The sequence below is a fragment of the Bacillus sp. NPDC094106 genome, from assembly GCF_044764345.1.
Taxonomy (GTDB): Bacteria; Bacillota; Bacilli; order Bacillales; family Bacillaceae_G; genus Bacillus_A.
Genome location: NZ_JBIWHY010000001.1, coordinates 390,737 through 414,812, shown reverse-complemented (window position 1 = coordinate 414,812; position 24,076 = coordinate 390,737). Strand labels below are relative to the sequence as shown.

Annotated in this window: 22 protein-coding genes, 2 pseudogenes and 1 CRISPR repeat array; of the genes and pseudogenes, 19 read left to right on the top strand and 5 right to left on the bottom strand. The window is 34.2% G+C overall.

The window, feature by feature from the left end; all coding sequences use genetic code 11:
* Window positions 1-933: 933 nt before the first annotated feature.
* The gene (locus ACIQ7L_RS02290; protein WP_400566114.1) at window positions 934-1,911 is read right to left on the bottom strand and encodes an ornithine cyclodeaminase family protein; all 978 of its coding nucleotides are present in this window, start codon (window positions 1,909-1,911) and stop codon (window positions 934-936) included.
* Window positions 1,912-2,229: 318 nt separating this feature from the next.
* On the opposite strand from ACIQ7L_RS02290, the gene ACIQ7L_RS02285 reads away from it, so the two are divergent.
* The 7 genes and pseudogenes from ACIQ7L_RS02285 (at window position 2,230) to ACIQ7L_RS02255 (ending at window position 8,579) form a co-directional block, all read left to right on the top strand.
* Window positions 2,230-2,700, top strand: coding sequence for a GNAT family N-acetyltransferase (locus ACIQ7L_RS02285; protein WP_400566112.1), 471 nt, complete (start codon window positions 2,230-2,232; stop codon window positions 2,698-2,700).
* Between the two features lie 569 nt (window positions 2,701-3,269).
* Window positions 3,270-4,016: pseudogene (locus ACIQ7L_RS02280) on the top strand (YveK family protein).
* On the top strand, window positions 4,006-4,710 hold the full coding sequence (locus ACIQ7L_RS02275; RefSeq protein ID WP_400566111.1) for a CpsD/CapB family tyrosine-protein kinase: 705 nt from the start codon (window positions 4,006-4,008) through the stop codon (window positions 4,708-4,710). Before ACIQ7L_RS02280 ends, ACIQ7L_RS02275 begins: the two are co-directional and overlap by 11 nt.
* 57 nt (window positions 4,711-4,767) lie before the next feature.
* Window positions 4,768-5,535 (top strand): tyrosine-protein phosphatase, encoded by a 768-nt coding sequence (locus ACIQ7L_RS02270; RefSeq protein ID WP_400566109.1) that lies wholly within the window; start codon window positions 4,768-4,770, stop codon window positions 5,533-5,535.
* A 442-nt stretch (window positions 5,536-5,977) separates the two neighbouring features.
* Entirely contained in the window at window positions 5,978-6,784 is an 807-nt protein-coding gene (locus ACIQ7L_RS02265; RefSeq protein ID WP_400566107.1) for an SGNH/GDSL hydrolase family protein, read from the top strand.
* A 174-nt stretch (window positions 6,785-6,958) separates the two neighbouring features.
* On the top strand, window positions 6,959-7,426 hold the full coding sequence (locus tag ACIQ7L_RS02260; RefSeq protein ID WP_400566105.1) for an NUDIX hydrolase: 468 nt from the start codon (window positions 6,959-6,961) through the stop codon (window positions 7,424-7,426).
* A 169-nt stretch (window positions 7,427-7,595) separates the two neighbouring features.
* Entirely contained in the window at window positions 7,596-8,579 is a 984-nt protein-coding gene (locus tag ACIQ7L_RS02255; protein ID WP_400566103.1) for a DUF4003 domain-containing protein, read from the top strand.
* Window positions 8,580-8,792: 213 nt separating this feature from the next.
* Here the strand turns inward: ACIQ7L_RS02255 and tet are convergent, their stop codons facing one another.
* Window positions 8,793-10,778, bottom strand: coding sequence for a tetracycline resistance ribosomal protection protein (gene tet / locus ACIQ7L_RS02250; protein WP_400566101.1), 1,986 nt, complete (start codon window positions 10,776-10,778; stop codon window positions 8,793-8,795).
* A 289-nt stretch (window positions 10,779-11,067) separates the two neighbouring features.
* Between tet and ACIQ7L_RS02245 the strand changes: the two genes are divergently transcribed.
* The 3 genes from ACIQ7L_RS02245 (at window position 11,068) to ACIQ7L_RS02235 (ending at window position 12,529) form a co-directional block, all read left to right on the top strand.
* Window positions 11,068-11,496, top strand: coding sequence for a MarR family winged helix-turn-helix transcriptional regulator (locus ACIQ7L_RS02245; RefSeq protein ID WP_400566100.1), 429 nt, complete (start codon window positions 11,068-11,070; stop codon window positions 11,494-11,496).
* 27 nt (window positions 11,497-11,523) lie between these two features.
* Window positions 11,524-12,162 (top strand): nitroreductase family protein, encoded by a 639-nt coding sequence (locus ACIQ7L_RS02240; protein WP_400566097.1) that lies wholly within the window; start codon window positions 11,524-11,526, stop codon window positions 12,160-12,162.
* Window positions 12,163-12,229: 67 nt separating this feature from the next.
* A complete protein-coding gene (locus tag ACIQ7L_RS02235; RefSeq protein ID WP_400566094.1) occupies window positions 12,230-12,529 on the top strand; it encodes a putative quinol monooxygenase in 300 nt (99 codons plus the stop codon).
* A 61-nt stretch (window positions 12,530-12,590) separates the two neighbouring features.
* Here the strand turns inward: ACIQ7L_RS02235 and ACIQ7L_RS02230 are convergent.
* A pseudogene (locus tag ACIQ7L_RS02230) lies at window positions 12,591-12,800 on the bottom strand (DUF4018 domain-containing protein); the annotation flags it as partial.
* An 88-nt stretch (window positions 12,801-12,888) separates the two neighbouring features.
* Complete coding sequence (gene iscB / locus ACIQ7L_RS02225) at window positions 12,889-14,136, bottom strand: RNA-guided endonuclease IscB (protein WP_400566092.1); 1,248 nt, start codon at window positions 14,134-14,136, stop codon at window positions 12,889-12,891.
* Window positions 14,137-14,801: 665 nt separating this feature from the next.
* On the opposite strand from iscB, the gene ACIQ7L_RS02220 reads away from it, so the two are divergent.
* The 3 genes from ACIQ7L_RS02220 to ACIQ7L_RS02210 are packed head-to-tail and all read left to right on the top strand — an operon-like array spanning window position 14,802 to window position 16,416.
* Window positions 14,802-15,125: a PadR family transcriptional regulator gene (locus tag ACIQ7L_RS02220; protein ID WP_400566089.1), complete on the top strand. Its 324-nt coding sequence runs from the start codon at window positions 14,802-14,804 to the stop codon at window positions 15,123-15,125.
* Window position 15,126: 1 nt separating this feature from the next.
* Entirely contained in the window at window positions 15,127-15,663 is a 537-nt protein-coding gene (locus tag ACIQ7L_RS02215) for a DUF2812 domain-containing protein (RefSeq protein WP_400566086.1), read from the top strand.
* A gap of 24 nt (window positions 15,664-15,687) precedes the next feature.
* Window positions 15,688-16,416: a CPBP family intramembrane glutamic endopeptidase gene (locus ACIQ7L_RS02210; protein ID WP_400566083.1), complete on the top strand. Its 729-nt coding sequence runs from the start codon at window positions 15,688-15,690 to the stop codon at window positions 16,414-16,416.
* A 51-nt stretch (window positions 16,417-16,467) separates the two neighbouring features.
* Here ACIQ7L_RS02210 and ACIQ7L_RS02205 read toward each other — a convergent pair whose 3' ends face one another.
* Window positions 16,468-16,716, bottom strand: a complete 249-nt coding sequence (locus ACIQ7L_RS02205; protein ID WP_400566081.1) for a DNA alkylation repair protein — start codon at window positions 16,714-16,716, stop codon at window positions 16,468-16,470.
* 369 nt (window positions 16,717-17,085) lie between these two features.
* On the opposite strand from ACIQ7L_RS02205, the gene ACIQ7L_RS02200 reads away from it, so the two are divergent.
* The 6 genes from ACIQ7L_RS02200 (at window position 17,086) to ACIQ7L_RS02175 (ending at window position 23,994) form a co-directional block, all read left to right on the top strand.
* Window positions 17,086-17,469: a VOC family protein gene (locus ACIQ7L_RS02200; RefSeq protein ID WP_400566079.1), complete on the top strand. Its 384-nt coding sequence runs from the start codon at window positions 17,086-17,088 to the stop codon at window positions 17,467-17,469.
* 13 nt (window positions 17,470-17,482) lie between these two features.
* Entirely contained in the window at window positions 17,483-18,025 is a 543-nt protein-coding gene (locus tag ACIQ7L_RS02195) for a GNAT family N-acetyltransferase (RefSeq protein ID WP_400566077.1), read from the top strand.
* A complete protein-coding gene (locus ACIQ7L_RS02190; protein ID WP_400566075.1) occupies window positions 18,022-18,609 on the top strand; it encodes a kinase in 588 nt (195 codons plus the stop codon). Before ACIQ7L_RS02195 ends, ACIQ7L_RS02190 begins: the two co-directional genes overlap by 4 nt.
* A 152-nt stretch (window positions 18,610-18,761) precedes the next feature.
* A complete protein-coding gene (locus tag ACIQ7L_RS02185; RefSeq protein ID WP_400566073.1) occupies window positions 18,762-19,805 on the top strand; it encodes an ArsR/SmtB family transcription factor in 1,044 nt (347 codons plus the stop codon).
* Window positions 19,806-19,899: 94 nt separating this feature from the next.
* Window positions 19,900-21,114 (top strand): MFS transporter, encoded by a 1,215-nt coding sequence (locus tag ACIQ7L_RS02180; RefSeq protein WP_400566071.1) that lies wholly within the window; start codon window positions 19,900-19,902, stop codon window positions 21,112-21,114.
* 424 nt (window positions 21,115-21,538) lie between these two features.
* Window positions 21,539-22,415: direct repeats of the CRISPR family, unit length 29 nt; unit sequence GGTTTATCTGAACGTAGTGGGATATAAAG.
* A 655-nt stretch (window positions 22,416-23,070) separates the two neighbouring features.
* Window positions 23,071-23,994 carry a helix-turn-helix transcriptional regulator gene (locus ACIQ7L_RS02175; RefSeq protein ID WP_400566068.1) on the top strand — a complete coding sequence of 308 codons (924 nt, stop codon included), beginning with the start codon at window positions 23,071-23,073 and terminating at the stop codon, window positions 23,992-23,994.
* Window positions 23,995-24,076: the final 82 nt, after the last annotated feature.

Here is a 24,076-nt window from a genome sequence, read left to right as displayed (position 1 = left end):
GTCGGAAAGTAAGGCGCTGTGCATTCCAACGCATAACCCTTCCATGTGTGTGTACAAGGCCTAGGCGGTTACGGCCATTAACGGTAAGGAGTGAACTCATGTTGTTCTTATGGGAACAGGGGGCATCGTCAGATATCGCCGAAGTCGGAAGGGGCGTACGCGGAAATCTCAGCCAACGACTGACGCTAGTATGTGCTTTACCCCTTATTCGTATTGATAGTTTTTGTCTTTGCGAGTAGGGGTGAAGCCTGTCCATCGTTTCCTAGACTTTTCTCCTTCCGCTAGCAAAAAGCGTAAAGGCGGTCAAGCTCCGTGCAAGCATGAGTTCGAAAGTAATGGCGTTTAATTTAGGTGGGTGGATATTTTAACGTGTCTTAATTATATAAGACAATAAAAAGGTGAACGGAATAAGAGAGGTTGTCACTGCATGAAAAAAGACGAAAACGTATTTGAAGGTTTTTTCGAGGGGATAAATAATGTTATAAAAATAGTGGGAGAACTAGGGAAATTCGCTGAGGATACACTTAAGAAATTTTATGTTTAACGAATTGTTAATAACGTTGAATAGTGTTCGGGAGAAAAAGAACTAAAGACAACTAATGCATGAGGATTAAGAATTTATAACGAAGAAAAGCAAGAATCAATTTAAATTGAAAATAACAAGACAATGAGTTGATAAATCAGGGGAAAGGAATTATGTTTAGGAGTTAGGGAGGACGAAAGAAGTGAATTTTGGTGACAGCGAAAAAAGAGCGTAGTAACATACGCTCTTATACATTGATTTATTCATTGTAAACGTTAAAATATCGTACTTGTGACGGATAATTATACAAATCGTATTAATATAACGAGTCACTTTAGCGGTCACTTTTTGAGTGATTTACCTCGGTTGCGACGTATATATATATATTTATTTAAACCTATTTTCCCGAGTTACTTTACGGAGGCTTTTTCTATATATTTTCGATAAATCGAACTAGCCACTACTGTATCTAAAAAGGCAACCCCAACAGATTTAAATAAAGTAATTTCATCAGAGTTTGTCCGTCCTTGTTTATGCCCCATAATAATGTCGCCAAGTTCACTGTATATATTTGAAAAATCCCATCCATTTTTTTCGTTTGCGATCAGAAAGTCTCCAGCTTCGTGCCGAACACCTTCTAATGTATCTACAATGATTTTGTTGGAGCGCTGCAATGTTGTGAAATCGAGCTCTTGCATATGAGGTTGATAAGAGCCGATTCCATTAATATGGGTACCGTTTCTTAATTTTTTTCCATCAAATACAGGAGTAGTTGACGTTGTACTACAAATTACAATATCGGCCATTGCAACAGCATCGTCAGCTGATTCTATAATCTCAATTGTTCCGTTCCAATTTGGATACAAGGAGAGTAAATGATTTTTAAATTCAAAAGCTTTTTGTATGGTACGATTAACGAGAAGAATACGAGTGAGAGAACGAACTTCCATAACAGCTTGTATTTGTCCAAGTGCTTGAGCACCACAGCCGATGACAGCACAAATTTTAGATTCTTGACGAGCGAAATGGTTTGTCGCAATACCACTCATTGCTCCTGTGCGAAGTGTCGTTAAATAGGAAGCTTCAATTGTTGCGACATGCTCACCAGTATTTGTTTCTGTTAAGACAATTAAGCTCTGCAGTGCTTTTTTTCCTTTTTGCGTATTTTTAGGGAAGATACTAACGATTTTTGTAGATGCAAATTCGATTGGAGCTACATAAGAGGGCATATAAAGAGAGTTTGCATCTTCTTGCGAGTGCTGTATATTCAGTCTTACAGGTGTTGCAATTTCATTGTTCATATAATATTGAAATGCTCTTTCTACATCTTGTAAGCAATCTTTCATTTTATAAGTGTCTTTTACCATTTCTTCTGTAATATGAATCATTTAGGTAATCCTCCTTTTTAATAGAAAATAGAACTGCCAATTAAACTAGCTATTAAAGCTTTCTTTTGAATCGAACTTTGTTGATTCATCATATTACCTCTTTTCACTTTAAATATTCTAATTATTGAAATATTTTATAAAAAATGTTTTTATATGTCAAAATTTAAAATTTGGAGGAAGTAATATAATTAGTAGCAAATATTATAAAGTGATGTTTTTTCATTAGAATAGAATGATTTTATGTAATAGGGGTTATTTGCATTTATTTAATGGTTAGAGGTATGAATTAGGAAATAATAGAGTGAGAGGAAGAGAGAAATGAAAGTAAGGAACATTCAAGAGGAAGATTACGTAACGATTCATTCCGTTCTTAACGATTGGTGGGGCGGGAGAAATATGGCGGATATGCTGCCGAAACTTTTTTTCGTTCATTTTCAAGAGACAAGTTTTATTATTGAAGAGGATGGGGAAACACTAGGCTTTTTATGCGGATTTTTCTCACAAACATATACAGATGAAGCATATGTTCATTTTATTGGTGTAAATCCAAAGTATCGAAGAAAAGGAATTGCTTCTACATTATATTCTCATTTTTTCGATGCAGCTCGTGCAAATAATCGTCATATTGTGAAAGCGATAACTTCGCCAGTAAATAAAAAATCGATTCAATTTCATCAAGATATTGGATTTGAAATTGAAACAGGTGATGGAGAAATTGATGGGGTATCCGTACATACAAATTATGATGGGAATGGAGGGAGTAGGGTATTGTTTGTGAAGGGGATTTAGCTAAAAGTGATGTTAGATTTATTTTTTTTGACTTTATTCCTCAGACGAGCAGTTCTTTTCCGCTTGTTTGAGGAAGTTGTGGGCCATGGCGGACAGCCCTTTTTTACTAGTAGATCTTTTTATCTAGTTCGATAAATACAGATTATTCGGAATTTTATTGATAAATAATGGTAGCTTATATATAATGACGTTATGAATACTTTAAAACCAAAGAAGTATATAGATAAATAATAAAGCTATGAAAAAAAAGGAATCTTTATCATATTACTGCGACACTTATTGAGGGCAAAGGTTATTGTGAGTGATTATGATAAAAGGGATATGATAGGGAAGATGAAATATTGTAATAAAGAGAAAAAGGAAAAGTATTAAAGGAAAAGCAAATATTAGATAAAGCATCCGGAAAATTACTTGGTGTAGTTCACATGGTAGAAAGCAAGATCAAGTACAGTAGGGGCATTATTACAAGAAAGAGACTGATAAATGATAACTATTTACCAGTCTCTTTCTTGTAATATCTTATATAGATTATATAATTTGATGGGGATTTTAGAAAGTCGGAGGAACTTATGGAGGAAACAATTAGTTTAAAAGAGTTATTTCATATTTTAAGAAAAAGCTTAGCAATGATCCTCGTAATCGCATTTGGTACAGCTATTGTAAGTGCTATCATTAGCTTTTTCTTTATGATACCAATCTATCAATCTTCAACGCAAATTCTTGTGAATCAGAAGAAGTAAGACGGAACAGCAATCCAATTGGGTGAAATTCAATCAAATATTCAATTGACGAATACATATAAAGTTATTATTAGAAGTCCTGTAATTTTAGATAAAGTGAAAGAAAAACTGGGCTTAAATATAACAACTCAAGATTTAAATGAGAAAATTGAAGTTGTGAATGAAAAAGATTCACAAGTTGTAACTGTAACAGCACAAGATAAAGATCCGAAACTAGCTCGTGATATTGCAAATACAGTAGCTGGGGTTTTTAAAACTGAAGTTGTGAAAATTATGAGCGTTGATAATGTCACTATATTATCTGAAGCAGAAGTTGCTAAAAACCAATCTCCAATTAAGCCACGTCCAATGTTAAATGTTGCGATCGCTTTCGTTGTTGGTTTAATGGCTTCAGTTGGTCTTGTATTCTTACTGGAATACTTAGACAACACGGTGAAAAAAGAAGAAGATGTAGAGAATTTACTTGGTTTACCAGTTCTAGGTAATGTTACGCATATGGATGAAGAGATACAAACAGGCAGATTATCATATGCTCCATCATTAAGAAAAGTGAGGGGACAAACAATTGGTTCTTAAAAGTTTATTTAAAAAGAAAAAAAATCATCGTCAACGGCGTCAACTGATTGCTCATCAGCAACCAAAGTCACCAATTTCTGAACAATATCGTAACATTCGTACAAATATTGAATTTGCAGCTGTCGATACAAACTTTCAATCATTAATCGTAACATCTGCAAACTCAGGTGAAGGGAAAACAATAACAGCGGCCAACATGGCAGTTGTTTTTGCTCAACAAGGAAAGAAAGTATTACTCATTGATGCCGATATGCGAAAACCAGCGCTGCATCAAATGTTTCAAGTCGATAACATCTTCGGATTAACGAACGTGTTAACACAGAGCAAACATTTCGAAATGTGTATACAAAAAACATCCGTTGATAACTTACACTTTTTATCATGTGGTCCAATCCCGCCAAACCCGGCAGAATTGCTAGGTTCGAAGTCGATGCAAGAATTACTTACACAAGCCTATAGTATGTACGATTTAGTGATCATTGATATGCCACCAATTTTAGCTGTAACAGATGCACAAATTATGGCAAATCAATGTGATGCATCTGTTCTTGTCGTTCGTAGTGGATCGACAGAAAAAGGAGCGACTGTAAAAGCGAAAGGATTGCTAGAGTCTGCAAAAGGTAAACTATTAGGTGTTGTTCTAAACGATTGTGAACGTGAGCAAAGCTTATATTATTACCATGGTACTAACTAATAAAAAAGACGAGATATGTTAGAAGCATATCTCCCTTCTGAAAGGAGGATGGAAATAGTGATCGATTTACATTGTCATATTTTGCCTAGTATTGATGATGGGGCTCAAACAGTGACGGACAGTTTAGCGATGGCACAAGTAGCGGTAGCGGAAGGAATCCATACAATTGTCGCAACGCCACACCATCAAAATGGAAAATATATAAATGAACGTACTACGATTATTCACCAAGTAAAACAATTAAATCATGAACTGCAACAACATGATATTCCCCTAAAAATCTTACCAGGACAAGAAGTTAGATTATACGGGAATTTATTAGAAGATTATGAAACTGGTAAAATCGTTACTTTAAATGAAACGAATAAAAACATATTAATTGAGTTTCCATCTAATCACGTACCAAGATATGCAGAACAATTATTATATGAATTACGTGTAAAGGGAATAATTCCAATTATCGTTCATCCAGAGCGTAATGCGGAGTTAATCGAGCGACCAGATAAGTTATATAATCTTGTGAATAAAGGTGCATTAACACAAGTAACGGCAGGAAGTCTTATTGGTAACTTTGGGAAAAAAATCAAAAAATTCTCCCTACAACTTGTTGAACATAATTTAACACATATGATTGCATCAGATGCTCATAACACAACATCAAGAGGATTTCACCTGGGAGCAGGATATGACATGATTGAAAGAGAATTTGGGACAAACATCATGAATGATTTAAAAGAAAATCTTTATTTATTGATAAGTGGCAAAGCGATTTATAAAGAAGAACCAGAACAAATTCGTCGTAAGAAATTATTTGGTATTTTTTAAACGAAAATCTGGTGATGTCTCCTAACCGTTATCAATGGAGGCACTCGGTCGTGCTGTGGGTAGAAACCTACCTTAGACGCTCGTCGTTAGGAGTATGATGTGAGGGTGGGTTAGATGCCCATAATTTATTTGCGATAGAACCTCTATCCATAGAGTTATAACTATGACTCTATCGATAGGTTTTTTATTATTATATCAAAATAAATAAATGGAAGGGGCTGAAATTGAAAAAAGTAAGAAAAGCAATTATTCCAGCAGCTGACGGTATTTGGTACGATTATGTTCCAGATCAAGCAAAATAAGATTTAACAAATAAATTAAGAGCACATCTTGAATTGACGAAATAACGTTTATAAACCCAACTCATTTTTGGAAGGAATTGGGTTTATTTTTGCGTGGGTGTATATGAATATTATATGAGATTAATAGATGAGGTGGATCGATGAATAAGAAAGCAGTGCTTGTCCTAGTTATTTTTGTACTGTTTGTCGCTTCTATTGTGAGTGGGAAATTGTACTGGAATAAGAAGGTTGCAAATGCGACAAGGCAAACAAGTGAAGTGAAAGATAGTAAGGAAAAGAAAGAAGAAAAAGTAGAGAAGAAACAGGATGCAAAAACAGCTTTTAATGAAGAATATGCAAAAAAATTACCAGGTGCAGTGAAAGAGAAGTTAAAGAAGGCTGCGGCGGATAAGAAGGTTGTAAATCTTGTTATTGTCGGTGATCAAGCTTCTTCATCTGAAAAAGATACTTGGGCGGCTAAGTTAACAGCTAATTTAGATGCTTCTTATGGTAAAGGTTTATGGAATGTAACGGTGAAGGAATATAAAGATGAAAGTACAGAGGAATTAATTACGAATAAACGTGATAAAGATATTGCAAAAGCAAATCCAGATGTCATTTTGTTTGAGCCTCCATTCATTACTGATAACAGTAAAAGTGGTAATGGAAACTCTGTAGCAAATACACAGAAGTTTATTCAAGCGCTTTCTACTAGTGCAGAAGGTGCTACGATTATGATTCAACCACCAAATCCAGTGTATAATGCGGAAAATTATCCAAAGGCTATTGAAGCGTTAAAACAATTTGCAGCGCAAAATGGTTATACCTATGTGAATCATTGGGAAGTATGGCCGGATCCAACAACAAAAGAGATTCTGCCATACTTACAAGAAGAATTTGGTTTTCCAAGCGCTAAAGGACATGAGCTTTGGGCACAATATGTAACAAATTATTTTGTAGCGAAATAAGTTTATCAGTTTGACCGAGAAGCCCCCTTCCTCTAAACGAAGTGAGGGTGGGGGTAGTTCAATTGTTTGTCAATACGATTACCTAGTTTTTATTATCATCACTTGTAAACAACAACTTGCAAATAAAATAGTTTAGTAGTTCAATCTCAAATTAGATGAAGGTGGCACATAATAATGGATCTTACATTCAAATTAGCAAAAACTTGTTTCAACTACCGAGTCGGTGCAATATGCAAACACAAAAATAAAATTCTTATTCTTCAAAATGAAGGGGAAGATTTCTGGTATGTACCGGGCGGCCGAGTACAAATGCTAGAAAACAGTGCAGTGGCAGTGAAAAGAGAACTTAAGGAAGAACTAGGAGTAAATATTGATGTGAAAAGGCTCTTATGGACGGTTGAAAATTTCTTTACATATGATTCGCAGCAGTTCCATGAAATTAGTTTTTATTATGAAGTGAATTTGCTGGAGTTGCCTGCAAAAGGGGAGGATACTTTTATTCTTGAAGAAGATGGCAGAAGGTATGTATTTCAATGGGTTCCATTAGAACGAATAAGTGAATATAACTTGAAACCGGATTTTCTAAAGGATAAAGTGAAGGATTTACCTATTCATATGGAACATATTGTTAGGAGTGAATAAAAAGAGATAGGAAGACGGGAAGGGAACTTGACTTATAATTAATAGGGGGATTATGGGGAAAATACCAAAAGAAGTATAAGCTTACCAAATCTGCATTAAAAACAATATTCCTAAATATGGAATTATAGTATGATAGAAGAGAAGTACAAGAAAATGAGGGGGGACAGCTATGATTACATTGGAACAGAAGCTGGAGCAGTATACATACATATATGCACAGTTGAAGGGAGAACTAAGGTGGAAAACTAGTGATTCTCGGACAGGGATGATGATTGCCGCTATGTATGCTGGCAGCGATAAGTCGTTTGATCTTGGGCGGTTTTTAGAAATTAGTAGTTATATTAAGGATCAGGTAGGAATGTTTTCATATTTAAAGTCCTATCATCGCTTTGTGGTTGCAGCAACATTAGATATTCACTTTACACATTACAAAGAAGCGTTTCAGCAGTTTCTAGATTTATATGAAAGATTGGTTGCTGGTGGCTTTAGCCGGAGTATATTCACTTATCTGGCAGCAGCTGTGCTTTTACCAGAAGACAAGGGACAGCATGATACACGCATTCAGCGGTCGCTGCAAGTATATAAACGCATGAAAGAGGATCACTTCTTTCTTACAAGTGCAGATGATTACCCGCTCGCTGTTTTACTAGCAGGACAATCAGAGAAAGTAGAGAAGCTTATGGATCGAGTGGAACGTCTCTATCAGAAGCTGGCGGCAGCTGGTATGTACAAAGGGAATAATCTTCAATTTTTAAGTCATATTCTTTCTCTAAAGAAGGATGTCAGTGAAGATATTTTAGTAGCACGATATAAAAACATATGGAACATGATGCGACAAGAAAAGATAAAAGTGAAACAGATGCATTATCCAGCTATCGGGTTACTAGCGTTGCTTGAGGATGGAGAGAAAGAGGTCGCTTCTGTTCAGGCATTCATTGAAAAATTGCAGGGGGACAAGCAATTCCGTTGGCATACGGATGCAAATATTCTTATTGCTATTCAATTATTCGTAAGTCAGAAAGGTACGGAAAGTCACACTGCCAACACAGGCTTACAAACAATGATAGAGGTCCTTATACAGGCGCAGCAGGCAGCTATGATAGCAGCAATTACCGCTTCCTCTGCAGCAACTTCTGCTAGCAGTAGTTCATAACGTGCAATTTGCTGTATAAATGCAAGCGTACCACCGCTATATTTAAGATTTTTCAAAAAGGGTTACATACATCATACTTAAATTAAAAGTCGATTGTCTGCCTGACAATCGACTTTTTCAGTCTATAACTATCTTTTAACAGTTTAATGCTTTTTTTGTATAGTCTAAAACGTTTTTTAATACAATTACTGTCCGCCGGTTTTATATTCTAAATTAATAAGCACGAAGCATATGCAGTAAATAATCTTTTCGATTGAGTGGATTATAATCTACTCGTTTTCGCGTTGGGAAATTTGATTCGATTTTACTATATCCGCAAGGTCTAGAGATAAAGACACCTTCACCTTCCGTAAAAGAGTGCAGACCGCGTTTAAAATTCTCTGTTTTGGCCATCGGTAATGTTCCTGTTAAACAAAAGGAATCATGATGCAATACAGGTTCTGTAAAAGCAGCATGTATTGCCGATAATTTATACAGTGCGTTGCTAATTGAATTTGTAGGAACTGTTAATTCAAACTCATTTACTGGTTCATATACGGTCGTTCCAGCTTGCTTCAAAGCATCCATTAAGACAAGAGGTGTTAGTTTTCTAAAATCACCAGCGATCGTTACCGGACTTGCATAGCCAGTATGCGTTAAAGTTACAACGATGTCGGTAACTTCCCATCCATATAAACCTTGTTTTAACGTTTGGAATACTGTGTCTTCAATCGCTTTATGAAATGCTAAAGGCAATGAGCCAAGCTCGACCTCTAACTTATAAGTAATGCCAGATCCAAAGATACCAGGTTCAACTTGAAAACCAATTGTTGCATAGAAAGGGTTATTTTTTTCGCCCATTATTTCTAGTGCATTTCCGGTTCCAATTGGCTTTTCTATACATACAATTTTTGTATCTGAAAAGGAAACATCTAAATTATATTTTTCCTTTAAAGTTGTTTCTATGACTTCTTTTTGAACTTCGCCAAAAAGTCGAATGTAGATTTCATGGTGAATATCATCTTTCAGTACTTTGATTAGTGGATCTTCTTCAGATAGTTCCATCAGTGCTTGATATAGGTCATGATTCTTTTCTTTTTGTCTTGCTTCAATTGTCGCTTCCATTTGAGGCTCGGCAAAGTGAATTTCTTTTATTCTATGTGACCGTGTACCAATTACATCACCTATTTTAATGGCGCTTAGCCCCCATACTTTACAAAACTCTCCTGCGCTAACAGTAGAGGATTGAACAGCCTTTCCGTTATGAAATATATGAAGATTTTTTATCTTTTCTTTGTGTGAGATAACTTCAGTACGATTCTTTTTTCGATTTATCTCGACGTATTTCCTTACATGTAAGCATCCAGAAAATACTCGTACATAAGCAATTTTTTCTCCAGAAGGTTCTCTTTCAATTTTAAAAACAACTCCCGATAAAATGTTGTCTGAATGATCAATCGAAATGTTTTGTGAAATCATGTTTGAGACACCTTCAAGTAATTCAGGGACTCCCATACCAGTCATAGCTGAACCGAAAAAGATTGGATATACATTTGCATGTTGAATTTGATTCAATAATTCTTCTTTTAGAGTTGTTTCGGTTAATGTTGCACTGTTTACATATGATTCGAGTAAAGATTCATTATAGGGTGCTAAAAGTTCTATGCATTCATCATATATTGTCTCATTGGCATCAGCACGTAATTCGTTTTGAATCATACATGCATGTTTTGTTCCTTCATCCTTCACTTTATATAAAGGGAGTACTTGATTGGTGAGAGCTTCTCTTATTTGTTGGATAACTTTAGTAGTTTGAGCACCGCTACGATCAATTTTATTTACAAATAATATTGTCGGAATACGCATTTTCTGTAGAGTTCTCATTAAAATTTTGGTCTGTGCTTGAATGCCTTCAACTGCTGATATAACCAAAATGGCTCCGTCTAAAACACGAAAAGATCGCTCTACTTCAGCAATGAAATCTGCATGGCCAGGTGTGTCAATTACATTTACTTTGAGATCATTTATAAAAAATGAAACGACAGATGCTTTAATGGTAATCCCGCGTTGTTTTTCTAACTCCATCGAATCTGTCTGCGTACTGCCCTTATCTACTTGGCCAATTTCCTGAATTACATTGGTTTCATAAAGAATACGTTCAGTCAAACTCGTCTTTCCAGCGTCTACATGCGCCACAATCCCTATATTTATTGTTTTCATGTATGATAATCCTCATTTCGTTTTTCATATTGAATTCCTCATTTCTTTTATTAAATTGCCGCATTACAATCACTCTCCAGTCGTTTATAATATCTTCATTATAGGATAATTACCATTATTTGTAACGTGATTAAGTGCGGAATTTTGAAAATTTAGTAAGGGGGATGCGAAACATGAAATAGGGAAAAACAAAATGATTGCATTTTAAATGTTTATCCGTTATATTAATTGACATATCAATTATTGATATGTCAATTAAATGTGCGAATTGTAGTAAAGGAGGGGTAAATTGACAAATTCATGCTCGAAGGAAGCAATTATTTTATATAAATTACACTTTCTTAATAAAGAAGTAAGTTCAAAATTTGAAGGGTGTACAGGGATTAGTCAATCAAGGCTTGAGCTGTTACATCAATTATATGAAGTAGAAGAAATCAGTCAAAAAGCGCTTCAAAAAGAAGTGAATATTGATAATGCTGCGATTACAAGGCACTTAAAGCAGCTTGAAGTAAAAGGAATGATTACAAGACGTAAAAATCCTGATGATAACAGAATTACTCTTGTGAGTTTAACAAAAGATGGCCGAAATAAAATTCATGCCTTTCAAGAAGAGAAAGAGCGTTTTGCAACTTCAGCGCTAAAAGGTTTAAGTGAAGAAGAGCGAGATAACCTTTTAAATATGTTAAATCACATTCAAGAAAATATTAAAGAAGTCTAAATATGAGATAAAAAGGAGATTACATCTATGAGTAACGTAACAAAAACAAATGATTTTACAGAAATTCTTACAGGACGTCGTTCAATTCGCAAATATGATCCATCTGTAAAAATTAGTAAAGAAGAAATGACAGAAATTTTGACAGAGGCAACACTTGCACCGTCTTCAGTTAATATGCAACCATGGCGTTTTCTTGTTATTGACAGTGAGGAAGGAAAAGCAACACTTGCTCCGCTTGCTAAGTTTAATCAGCTGCAAGTAGAGACATCATCAGCAATGATTGCTGTATTTGGTGATTTAAAAAACTTTGATAATGCGGAAGAAATTTATAGTACAGCAGTTGAACGTGGCTATATGCCAGCTGAAGTGAAAGAAGATCAAATGAAAAAACTTTCCGCTTATTTCTCTACAGTTGCACCAGAAGTGATGAAAGATACAGTTTTAATTGATGGTGGTCTTGTATCTATGCAACTGATGTTAGCAGCTCGTGCTCATGGGTATGATACATGTCCAATAGGTGGTTTTGAAAAAGATAAAATCGCAGAAACTTTCGGGTTAGATAAAGAGCGTTATGTACCAGTTATGCTAATCTCAATCGGAAAAGCAGCTGGCAGTGGATATAAATCAGTTCGTCTCCCAATTGACAAAATTGCCCAGTGGAAGTAATGTTATATAGTCACAGGAAAATGATGTGATTTTATAAAGACAAGTGTAATATGAGAGGGGAAACACCATGATTATTATTCACGCAGTATTTCAAGTAGATCCAGCAAAACAACAAGCATTTTTAGAAGAAATTCAACCGCTAATTCATGGTTCAAGAGAAGAAAGTGGAAATGTATCATATGATTTATATAAAGATACTGAAAAAGAAAGTGTTTATACAATGGTAGAGATTTGGCAAGATGCAGAAGCAGTTGCTAGCCATAATGTAAGTGAACATTTTACTTCTTTCGTTAGTAAAGCAAATCAATTTGTAACGGCTCCATTAGATATTCAAGTTTTTGATGGACAACCAGTGCAAAGTAAATAAGAAATTCAACACAATAAGTGACTCCTCGCTAACTCTCTTTTAGAGTAGGCGAGGAGTCACTTTATTTTTTCTTCTTTTTCAATGTTTTTTGATAAGCATACAGTTTATTTACCTCCACTTTAAACTGCTGTAGGAGTGTGGATTCTTCATGATCAGCGTACCTTACTGCATTATATGTTTCTGTAATTACATCGCACTGGATAGAGGCTCCTTCGTTTTTTTGAATTCGCTCCATCCAAGCGTCAACTGTTTCTCCACGTTTCCGATTTAACGTATTTCCGAAAAAAGTCCCCATCTTCAAGCGCGTGACGGGCAAGAGCTCAGTGGTAAGGTGGGGATGAATTTCGGTTAGGCATAGCCTAACTGATGTGTAAGAACTGCCAATTATTCGTATGGTGTATACGTTCCATATCTGACATCTTCACTTGCTTATAAGATTTAGAAGGATTTTGTATATATTGTCCATGTATATCTTGTACGTATACCATTTTTCCTGTAAATCCTGTCACAAATCCTACTTGTCCAAATACTTTCACTTTATCCCCTAAATAAACTCCATCTACATACGGTGTATTTTTCTTGTTCCGTTTTGCACGTGTATTCTTTGTTTTTCTTCCTTTTCTTGCGGTTGCTTCATGCAGGGAGCGTTTTTTCTTTCTAAATTGCTTGATGCAAAATTCACCGCTTTGATCGTATTCTTGTAGTTGTATGGGATTGGTAATCGCAATGGCATCATTTGTATGCGTTTTGGCTAATCCAAGTGCTTTTCTCTTTGGTGTGGTGTAGCTACCATACGTAATGTCACAATCTAAACGATTCATGATTTGCAGCCGTAATATATTCATAAAAGCAGTTTCTTTATATTGTTTGACTTTCTTGAAACTGTGTTCGATCTTGCCTTGATGAAATTTTTGATGACATTCATCATGCACTGTTACAAGGTTATCTGCCATATCAGAGCCGCCATTGCATCTTTCAATAATATGATGCGTATGCAAAATACCACCTTTTTTCTTACAAATTTGACAGGTGTAATTGTCTCTCGCCAATACGTAATATCTTGTATTCCAAAAGCCAAAAGTATCTCCTTGTTGATATTCTGTTCCTTGTATATCGGGATTTTTTAGCTTTTGTGCATCAAATTTTCCTACTTCAACAATCACTTTTGGAGATGGTAATAACGAGCGAAATGTCTCAATCCAATGGATTTGGTTATCCACTCTGCTTTGAATCGATGGCGGTAACCATCCTTCTTTCTTTTTCTGGTTGAGAAAACGTGCTTCTCGATATCTTGTTTTTCGTTGTCTTCTACCTCTGCGTAATGTAGCTCTTAGTATAAGATTTTCTTTGACGTCTTGGCGCAGCTGGGTGGTTCCTTTTGCTAGCACTTTATTTGCAGTAGTAATCGCAATACCGATATGCTTTGCTCCGCTATCAATGCCAATTGTAACGGGCTGCACCGTTTCACCAGTGGCATATAGGAGTTGAATCGTAAATGGTGTGTACTTCACAATTTTTGCTTTTCCCTGTTTGAGAAGAAGCCGTGCCTTACGATTACTGCAAGGCATGAGTGGTTCTCCTCTTACATTCTTGACAAATACACGCATGTTTTGTCCCTCCTAAGAGTTTGTTTCCCTTCGCCAATGTTTGTAGGTGTTGGCAACTTCTCTTATACAAGAAGGCTTGTGGTTGACCGTCCCTTCCCAATCAGAACTGTTACAGAGCCACCATAGAGCCAAGAACTAGGGAATCATTCTTGGGTATGCAACCTACGAACGGAGTCTACGAAAGACTGAGGCTAGACAACCAGGGCTTTTTACAAGCCCCCACTTCAAAACGTGTTAGCGTTTAAGTGGTGGGTAGTTGACTTTATTTATCATATATGTCATCCTCTCAATGATAGAAACTGATATTTCTATATTTTAACAAATTATTCAGAGAATTAACACAAGACTCATTCAAAGAAAGCGATATTGAGATGTCTTTGTTCATAATTTCGGGTCTATTTCTTTTCGAGTTTTTTTAGTTTAACTTATAAAGTTAAACTGAAAAAAACATTTTATCTTCAATATTCTGTTAGTTAGGGATTTATGTTCATAGCATAAACGGCAGGATAAGGCTTGTATATACATATTATTTTTGAAAAACCTTTATTCTTTGTGAATGAAGGCTTTATTTTTGCTTGCATTTTTTGGAATGAAATTATAAAATATCGATACACGATGTATCGATGGTCGATATATCGTGTATCGATGTATCGGAGGTGGTTATAGTGAATAAAAAAGCGCAGAAATATATCCCATTAACAGAGGCGACATATTACATTTTGCTGTCATTGGTAAAACCTATGCATGGTTATGGGATTATGCAAATGGTAGAAGAAATGACGAATGGGGAAGTAAAGCTCGGCCCTGGTACGTTATATGGGAATACAACAAAGTTATTGAAAGAAAAATTGATTGTTGAAGTAGCATCCACAGATAGAAAGAAATGTTACGTATTAAGCCCGTTTGGTAGAGAAGTGTTAGAGCTTGAATTTAAACGGTTGCAACGTTCTGTTCAAAATGGAAAAAGTATTTTAGGAGAGGAAATGTAATATGCAAATTAAGAAGACATTTAAACTTTTTACAGCTTGGAATTTAGAAAAAGAAGAAGAATACTTACGAAAAATGCATCGAGAGGGCTGGGCATTACAAAACTATAACTTGATGTATACATTTAAGAAAACAGAGCCTAAGGATGTTGTGTATAAGGCAGATTTTAAACTTGATTATCGAAATTCAAAAGCAAATCAAAAAGAATACCTTGAAATATATAAGATGTCTGGATGGAAGTATGTAACAAGCTTTACGAAATGGCATTATTTTTGTAAAGAGGTAACTGATGATAACGAACTACCTGATATTTATTCTGAGAAAGAAACGAAAATTGAAAGATTTAAGGATTTATTTAAGTTTTTTGCACTTGTCTTTTTAATTATGATGCCAGGAATATATTCGAGTTTCTTAGGGCCTTCAGCAGCTAAAATTCCCATTTTGATAAAGGGTTTGACAGGTTTTGGGGGTTGTATGTATGTGTATATATTTGTAAGACTATTTTGGAAAATAAGGAAGTTGAGAAAAGGGATTCTTTAAAAATGTAATAAGGAGATTACTGGAATGATCATTTTAACTATATTATTTATATATTTGGCCTTAGGTGACGGGATTGTTGGTAAGTGTTTGTATACTAAGTTGCAAGAAGATATACAAATAAATCGAAATGCACGAGTTTTATTTTATATAAAGACAATGATTTTATTGTGGGGATTAACGATCATTATGCTAATAACATCATACTTGATCGATATTCCATTTGAGGAATATGGGCTGAAATTACCTGATATAAATTTTGTAAGTATCAATTCTTTTGAAGAAAGAGTAATTCCAATATTCATAGGAGTATGTATTGGAACGATCATTTCACTCATTGTTAGGAAGAAAAGTAAAAAGTTTCAAAGCCATACAGAAAAACAAATGAGCACTTTTTCAGAGATGCTTCCGACGAATTATAAAGAATCCATACTCTGGATTTTAATTTGTATTACAGCAGGTATTACAGAAGAGTTATTATTCCGTTCTTTCATGATGAATTACTTGTCGAAATTGTTTCCTGAACTACCGATAATGAGTGTATTAATAATCTCTTCAATTATTTTTGGTTTGGCACATGTTTATCAAGGCTGGAAAGGTGTAATCGGAACAATGATTATAGGTTTCTTATTGGGAGGATTATATGTGATAACAGTATCAATTTATCCATCTATAATGTTTCATATAGTAATCGATTTATTTGCATTCGTTCAATTATTTGTATTGAAGGGAAAAAGAATATTACAGAGAGCTTAGGAATATATGAAGGATAAAACGAAAAAAGTTGCTTGAAAACAAGCAACTTTTTTATGAGAAAGATTGGTTTTGTGCAGGTTTAATAAACTGTTCTGGATTTTCAACTAGTCCACATACAGCACATTGCACACGGTATGTAGGTCCTTGATAGGCCATATGAAAAGCATTCAATGTTTCGTTTGTGTATTCTTCTTCAATTTGACCAGTTTGTGGATTGAGCTTTACTGGTTTTACTTGTTGCTCAAGAATATTAAAGCGAGAGCGGTTTGTTTTACAATTTGGACAAAGCATTGGTTCCATATGTATACACCTCCATTTGTAGCATTTCTTAAATAGCAGGAATTTATTCAAAAAATAAGGTGTCATAGGAGTTTCGTTTGGCTTATGCAGTTGTTGTTAAAAACTTTCTCAATATGAATAAGGATAGTATTGTACCTGAAGATGTTTAAAATTCAGAAAAAATAAAATATAATTAGTGTATGAACTGGTTATGACCAAACCAATCTCCTGTTTTATGCCAACTTGCTTGAGACCGAGAAATCGGTCTTATTTTTTTGTGTAAAGCTAGAAATTTATTGTTTTAAGATTTTGAATGTTACTTTGATTACAAGGTTTTTTCGTGCTATTTGTCGAAATTTTAGAGATATAGATTTGAGAGGAGAGATAATTATGAAACTGAATATGAGATATATCATTTTATATGTAGAGAATTATGAAGAATGTCTACAATTTTACAAAGATATTTTGCAGTTACCAATAAAAGGTGAACATGGTACATACATTGAATTTGATACCGGTGCCACTATTTTAGCGATGAATAGTAGAGAGGACGTAAGGGAGCTAACAGGATTATCAATTCCAAATGGTACATCAGAATCCTCTAACTTTGAAATTGGATTTGTTGTGGAAGATGTTAACGAAACGATTTCGAGATTTAGAGAACAAGGTGTAAAGGTATTAGTGGAACCAATAACGAAACCGTGGGGACAAACGATTGCTTATGTTTCTGACCCAGATGGTAACTATATTGAAATTTGTAGTTCATTAGAGTAGAAGGAGAAAGAAAATGAAGTTTCCAAATATAGAAACAGAGCGTTTAGTATTAAGAGAACTAACATTATTGGATGCAGAAGCAATGTTTCGTTATTTTGAAAAGGAATCTGTTATACGTTATTTCGGAATGGACTCTTTTCAAAATATGGAACAGGTGAAAAATATGATTCAGACTTTTAGAAAAAGGTATGAAGAGGGGAATGTTTTACGCTGGGCGATCGAGTTAAAAGGAACAAATCAATTAATCGGCACATGTGGATTTCATTTAATGAATCAAAATCATAAGCGAGCTGAGATTGGTTATGAACTAGATGATACATATTGGGGAAAAGGATATGCATCTGAGGCTTTACAAGCAATTCTTACATATGGATTTGAAACACTAAAATTAATAAGAATCGCAGCGGTTGTTTATACAGAAAATGAAGCTTCGCATAAATTACTGAAAAAGGCTGGATTTAAAGAAGAAGGATTACTTCGAAAATATATGATTCAAAATGGTGTTGCTCATGATACTGTAATCTATTCATTACTGGAAGAAGAGTGGAAGAGATGATAGATGTAAATGCAGTAGTAAAAGTCATTGCTGAAAATACAAGTAACCGGTTTGTTGTAGGTGTAGATGGTTTAAGTCGTTCGGGGAAAACAACACTAGTGAAAAAACTGGAAGGTGACCTAAAAAAAGAAGGCATTCCGTTTCATATTTTTCATATCGATGATTACATTGTAGAACGTAATAAACGTTATAATACTGCACATGAAGAATGGTATGAGTACTATAAATTACAGTGGGATGTTGAGTGGCTACAGCAAAATTTTTTTAACAAACTAAGGTTGGAAAATCAGTTCAGTCTTCCGTTCTATGATCATAAAACGGACTCATGTAACATGCGAGAAATAATCCTTCCTCGCTTTTGCATTATCGTAATTGAAGGAGTTTTTCTTCAGCGTAAAGAATGGAGAGAATTCTTTGATTATATGGTGTATTTAGACTGTCCAAGAGAACAAAGGTTTCTTCGTGAAAGTGAGGAGACACAAAAAAATATTTCAAAATTCGAAAATAGATATTGGAAAGCAGAGGATTTTTATTTGAAAATGGAATGTCCAAAACAAAGAGCTGATTTGGTTATGAGAGGATAGTGCTTGATACCATATGATCAATGCAGAAAAGACGCATGGATAGTTTTTATCTATGCGTCTTTTTTTATGAAATATTAAAAATTCCAAAATTATAGAAGGTTGAATTCGATATTTGTAGAATTTAAGTAATAACAAAATAAGGAGGGGGAAAAATGGAAGTATTGAATTTGACAAGTAGAAAAAGAGAGACATATGACGTTCAAATAAAGTACTCATTACTTTTTGAATGTGCACTTGGAATCGCGGCGATTACGCATAAAAAACTTATTGATACGTTAGAGAAATCTCAAAGTGAGTGGGAAGAGATTAGAGAAACATTATCAGTTGAGATGTTAGAGCATTTACATTTTGTAGAGAAACATAATACGTGGAAAGCGTTGTTACAACTACTGTATCAAAAAGATTTTACCGATTTATCGCAGTTTATTGAGTATATAAATGCGTTATCAGAAGTGGAGTTAAAGTATATATGTCTTCCATTTGTAGGAGATCAATATCAAGAAGCAAGAAGGGAGGCAGCAAACGGAGAAGGGCAAGCAGTGCAGGAATTAAAAGAGATAACCCGCAATCATCAATTTTTCCTGACTTATATTGAGTTTATATGTAACGCGGACATACAGTTACTCAAAGAACATCTCATTGCTGTTATGACAGGATGGTATGAAGCTGTTATTGAACCTGAAGCAGAAAAACTGTCACTCATACTAAAACAAGACTATGAAATGAAACGCAAAATGAATGAAAAGATGCAGGCAGAAGAGTTTGTTGAATGGGCAACAGGCGGTGTTACATATTCTCCTGAGCCAAGCGTACATCATGTTCTGCTTATCCCTCAGTTAACCTACAGACCTTGGAATATTGAAGCGGATATTGAAGATACAAAAGTATTTCATTACCCAATCGCAAATGAAAGCATAAATCCAGAAGATCCATATCAGCCAAGTTATTTTTTAGTTCATAAACATAAAGCGTTAGGTGATGAAGCGAGATTGCGTATTGTAAAATTATTGTTTGAAAAAGACCGTACATTGCAAGAAATAACGGAACGATTAAATATTGGGAAATCGACAATTCATCATCATTTGAAAATTTTAAGATCAGCGAAGTTAGTTGATATTCAAGATGCAAAGTATGTTTTGAAAAAGAAAGCATTAGAGGCTATTTCGAAAGAATTAGAACTTTATTTGAGTAGGTAATAATGAATGTTCAAGAATTCATTTAATGAGAAGAAACTATCCTTAGAGCATACACAAATAGAAGGAAAGATAAATAGAAAAGTTGGTGTGGCTAGTGGGAAATATATTAAGAAATCGATCATTCTTTTTTATGTGGATCGGTAGTGCAATTTCAGAATTAGGTGGTTCTTTTGGAACTTTCTGTAACTCTATTCTTGTGTATCAATTAACAGGTTCTAAAACGGCATTAGGAAGTATGTGGTTACTGTATCTAATCCCGTCACTCCTTTTACAACTTATAATTGGACCTTTTATCGATAAGTGGAGTAGAAAGTGGATTATGATTTTATCGCAGTGGGCTCGTGGATTTGCCTTTTTACTACCTCTTATAATGCTGAGCGTTAACAAAATAGAAGTTTGGCACGTTTATGTTGTACAAATGATAGTTGGACTAATTACACCTCTTTATGTGCCAGCAAGTCAAGCGATTACACCAACAATTGTGAATAAGGAGCAGTTACAGACGGCTAATGCGTATATTGATGGGATGACTCGACTTATGATGTTTTTAGCTCCTGTATTAGGAGGCGCCATCATTAAGATTGTAGGAGTACCGTTTACTTTATTTTTTGTTTGTGTATCTCTATTTATAAGTGGCGTGTTGTTACTTTTTATGCGGGAAAAAAGAGTACAGCAAGTGATTCGAAAAGCATGGTTAGAGCAATTTCTTGAAGGGTTTACATACTTTTTTAAACAACCAATTATTGTTTGGCTTGGAGTATTTCTTACTTTTGTTCAGTTTGGAGTTGGGGTAACAATGGTTATAAACCTTCCATATATAACGGATGAGTTAGCGGCAAGTTATGCTGAATACGGCTACTTTATGGCTGGATTTCCACTAGGATATGTAATTGGCTCTATGCTAGTTGGGAAAATTAAGTACCAAAGCCGGCGTATATTGATGCTTAGCTCTTTATTAATAGGGGGATTCACATATATTTTACTTAGTTTTAATCACAGTATCTTCTTGGCAATCTGCATTGAAGCTATAGCTGGTATATGTATGGCATTTTTCAATGTTCATAACACAACGATATGTCAACAAATTGTGCCAAATGAAATGATAGGGAAAGTGTTTTCTGTACGATTATTCTTAATCAGAGGTGCAATGCCAGTTGGCGTACTTGTTGGGGGAATATTAAGTGAAATATGGGGTGTTAGAGTACTATATTTACTTATCGGTTCTATTATATGTATCACTTCTTTAGCTGGTATACTCCTCCCATATTTCAAATTTCTTGATAGATGCATTCGAGAAAAATCAGCTTAATTTTGTAAAATAAATATGTAAAAATGTTTTAATTGAAAATAATTATTATATTTAACTTCATTGATGGAAGTGTTAACTTACAAGAAATGGAATGAGTATAATGCTATTTTTCTAAAAAGGTGTAATTTCATTGAGAATAGTTTTTCATATAAGTAAAAAAGTATTATATAGAAATTATTAGGACTTATTTCTTTCAGGATAAATTTGTAATATATTTAGAGTTAGAGGTATATTTATAGTGAAGATTATTTTGCAGTGTATCGATTATTGGGGGATAATGGTTAAAACTCTTGTGTTTCAAGGGATAAATCTTATTCTTGAAAATATGTATGAAACAAGACCGAGGGTATACTGCAAAATTGAGCATTCATAATATAGTAGATGCATTGATTCTAAAGGGAATGATAGAGATTTTTATATAGGGGGTTTATCTGAACGTAGTGGGATATAAAGTATGAATTAATAGCATCATAGTAATACTTCATTTGTGGTTTATCTGAACGTAGTGGGATATAAAGCAAATTCAGATTGATTTTCTTGTTCTTTCACTAAATGGTTTATCTGAACGTAGTGGGATATAAAGTAGCGAATGGAAAGGCGGTAGCGTATATTCGTTTCAAAGGTTTATCTGAACGTAGTGGGATATAAAGAATACACTAGCAATCTTTGCAGACACTTTTGCTGCTAGGTTTATCTGAACGTAGTGGGATATAAAGATGGTCTTTTATCTTCTGTCATATCTAGGAAAGTATGGTTTATCTGAACGTAGTGGGATATAAAGTAGGGTACTTCCAGAGCATGTTCAAAGAGCTGGTGGGTTTATCTGAACGTAGTGGGATATAAAGACAATCCGCTGGCTCTGGTGCTTTTGGTAGCTTGCCGGTTTATCTGAACATAGTGGGATATAAAGTCTGCAAGGCAGTAATCATCGGGATAACCATACTTTGGTTTATCTGAACGTAGTGGGATATAAAGATGAAGGAAGCTTTCGCTGCCGTAATGATACCATTGGGTTTATCTGAACGAAGTGGGATATAAAGCTGGACAAATGAAGAATTAGATGAAAAGGTATGGCAGGTTTATCTGAACGTAGTGGGATATAAAGTTTGGAGGGATGTTCGGGTGAAAGAATTTACAGAGTGGTTTATCTGAACAAAGTGGGATATAAAATGGTTACCAAAGCGATAGGAGAAATCCTCTTCATTTAAGTTTATCTGAACATAGTGGGATATAAAGACATGACAAACCCCATTTGGATACATTTTGTTGTAAGGTTTATCTGAACGAAGTGGGATATAAAGTTGATTAATTGCTGTTTTAATGCTTCTGCATCTTTTGTTTTATCTGAACATAGAGGGATATAATGTTAATTCTGATTTTCTGGATATTAGCATTCTTTTATAAAATAATTTAATAGGTGTAGGTTACGTATTAATTTAAAGAGATACTTGATTAATGGAAATACAAGCCCAAACAAGTCGTTAAAATGCTTCAAAACTAAAAATCAACTGCAAAAATTGAGGGGGTTATTTATGTCCTTTCTACATGTAGTAGATTGAAAGTATGTTTATGTTGTTGGACATGATATAATACATAAATCTATTTTGAAATTTTTCACATGACTAAATTTATTTTCTTATACATCATGCTATTTTTTAATTAGTACTTATATATTTGAAATATATAAGTTAAGTTTGAAACAGCGTGATAGAAATAACGATTTGGGAATAATCGAAATGATTTTTTTACTGTAGTAGGATGTAAAATATTTAATTATTGTATGATGAAAAATTTATCTGAACGTAGTGGTAAGATGTAAAATTAAAAGAAGCTCCTTAAGACAATGATAGTTTTCTTAAGGAGCTTTTTTAATTTAAAAATTTATCAAGATGAAAATACTTACAAGGAATTTATTGGATTTTATACTATAATTAAATATGGAAGGAAGGTGATTGCATGTCTAAAGTTTCTAACTCTCTTCGTATTTTGTTGCTACTTTCAAAGAATGGAAAGATGTCAGGAGAACAATTAGCAAATATGTTAGAGCTAAGTGGAAGGAGTATTCGGAAACATATCGATGACTTATTAATGGCGGGATTTATGATACATACGGTCAGAGGTAGAAATGGTGGATATATTTTAGAAACAAACCCACTTTGGAATAGCTTTTTAGAACAAAAAGAATTAGATAAGTTATCTGAAATAGTTCGTAAACAGTTAACGATTAATCCAAATGATACTGTCGTACAACAATTAGAAGAAAAATTAATTCAATTATCCAATCAGGATGATACTATCGTGACGTCAAGCTATAGTGTTAACATGAATTCTGCGTATGTTTCATTTATTAAGAAACAGCTAAAGCATTGCTTAGATAATCAATTAAAAGCAGTAATTGACTACTATTCTGCTTCTTCAGGACTTACAGCAAGAACAATTCACATTTATCATTTCGTACAACATAATGAATATGAATATTGTATTGCTTACTGCGAGAAGAAAAAATGCTTCTTAACATTTAAATTAAATCGTATTGAGAAAATATTTATATCTGACCAAAGCTTTAGTATAGATCCTTCTTTTTCATTTGAAACATTTCTTGGTACAAATAGTCTATTTAATGATTCTTATGATATTGAGTTGCTTATAAAAAAAGATATATATCTATGGTTTCGTGATACAAAATGGGCAGCTAATCAGCTCATAGAAGAATATAATGGAGACTATTTGTTTAAAGGCACTATGTATGGATTACCTGAAATAAAACAATTCATTTTACGTTTTGGTTCGAGTGTGACAGTTTTAAAGCCACAAGAGGTGCGGAATGAAATTCAAAAAGAAATTAAAAAAATGGAAAATAATTTATTTGTGAAGTATTAGTTCCTAATTTACATGTTAGGATAAAAATGATTTATGGTATTAATAAACTGTTCTGTACAGTTGTGACTAACAATATAGGAAA

Excerpts from the sequence above, each read along its gene's own strand:
- ACIQ7L_RS02290 (WP_400566114.1), bottom strand. The coding sequence starts at position 1,911 with ATGATTCATATTACAGAAGAAATGGTAAAAGACACTTATAAAATGAAA.
- ACIQ7L_RS02285 (WP_400566112.1), top strand. The coding sequence starts at position 2,230 with ATGAAAGTAAGGAACATTCAAGAGGAAGATTACGTAACGATTCATTCC.
- ACIQ7L_RS02265 (WP_400566107.1), top strand. The coding sequence starts at position 5,978 with ATGAATAAGAAAGCAGTGCTTGTCCTAGTTATTTTTGTACTGTTTGTC.
- ACIQ7L_RS02260 (WP_400566105.1), top strand. The coding sequence starts at position 6,959 with ATGGATCTTACATTCAAATTAGCAAAAACTTGTTTCAACTACCGAGTC.
- ACIQ7L_RS02255 (WP_400566103.1), top strand. The coding sequence starts at position 7,596 with ATGATTACATTGGAACAGAAGCTGGAGCAGTATACATACATATATGCA.
- tet (WP_400566101.1), bottom strand. The coding sequence starts at position 10,778 with ATGAAAACAATAAATATAGGGATTGTGGCGCATGTAGACGCTGGAAAG.
- ACIQ7L_RS02240 (WP_400566097.1), top strand. The coding sequence starts at position 11,524 with ATGAGTAACGTAACAAAAACAAATGATTTTACAGAAATTCTTACAGGA.
- ACIQ7L_RS02235 (WP_400566094.1), top strand. The coding sequence starts at position 12,230 with ATGATTATTATTCACGCAGTATTTCAAGTAGATCCAGCAAAACAACAA.
- iscB (WP_400566092.1), bottom strand. The coding sequence starts at position 14,136 with ATGCGTGTATTTGTCAAGAATGTAAGAGGAGAACCACTCATGCCTTGC.
- ACIQ7L_RS02215 (WP_400566086.1), top strand. The coding sequence starts at position 15,127 with ATGCAAATTAAGAAGACATTTAAACTTTTTACAGCTTGGAATTTAGAA.
- ACIQ7L_RS02210 (WP_400566083.1), top strand. The coding sequence starts at position 15,688 with ATGATCATTTTAACTATATTATTTATATATTTGGCCTTAGGTGACGGG.
- ACIQ7L_RS02205 (WP_400566081.1), bottom strand. The coding sequence starts at position 16,716 with ATGGAACCAATGCTTTGTCCAAATTGTAAAACAAACCGCTCTCGCTTT.
- ACIQ7L_RS02200 (WP_400566079.1), top strand. The coding sequence starts at position 17,086 with ATGAAACTGAATATGAGATATATCATTTTATATGTAGAGAATTATGAA.
- ACIQ7L_RS02195 (WP_400566077.1), top strand. The coding sequence starts at position 17,483 with ATGAAGTTTCCAAATATAGAAACAGAGCGTTTAGTATTAAGAGAACTA.
- ACIQ7L_RS02190 (WP_400566075.1), top strand. The coding sequence starts at position 18,022 with ATGATAGATGTAAATGCAGTAGTAAAAGTCATTGCTGAAAATACAAGT.
- ACIQ7L_RS02185 (WP_400566073.1), top strand. The coding sequence starts at position 18,762 with ATGGAAGTATTGAATTTGACAAGTAGAAAAAGAGAGACATATGACGTT.
- ACIQ7L_RS02175 (WP_400566068.1), top strand. The coding sequence starts at position 23,071 with ATGTCTAAAGTTTCTAACTCTCTTCGTATTTTGTTGCTACTTTCAAAG.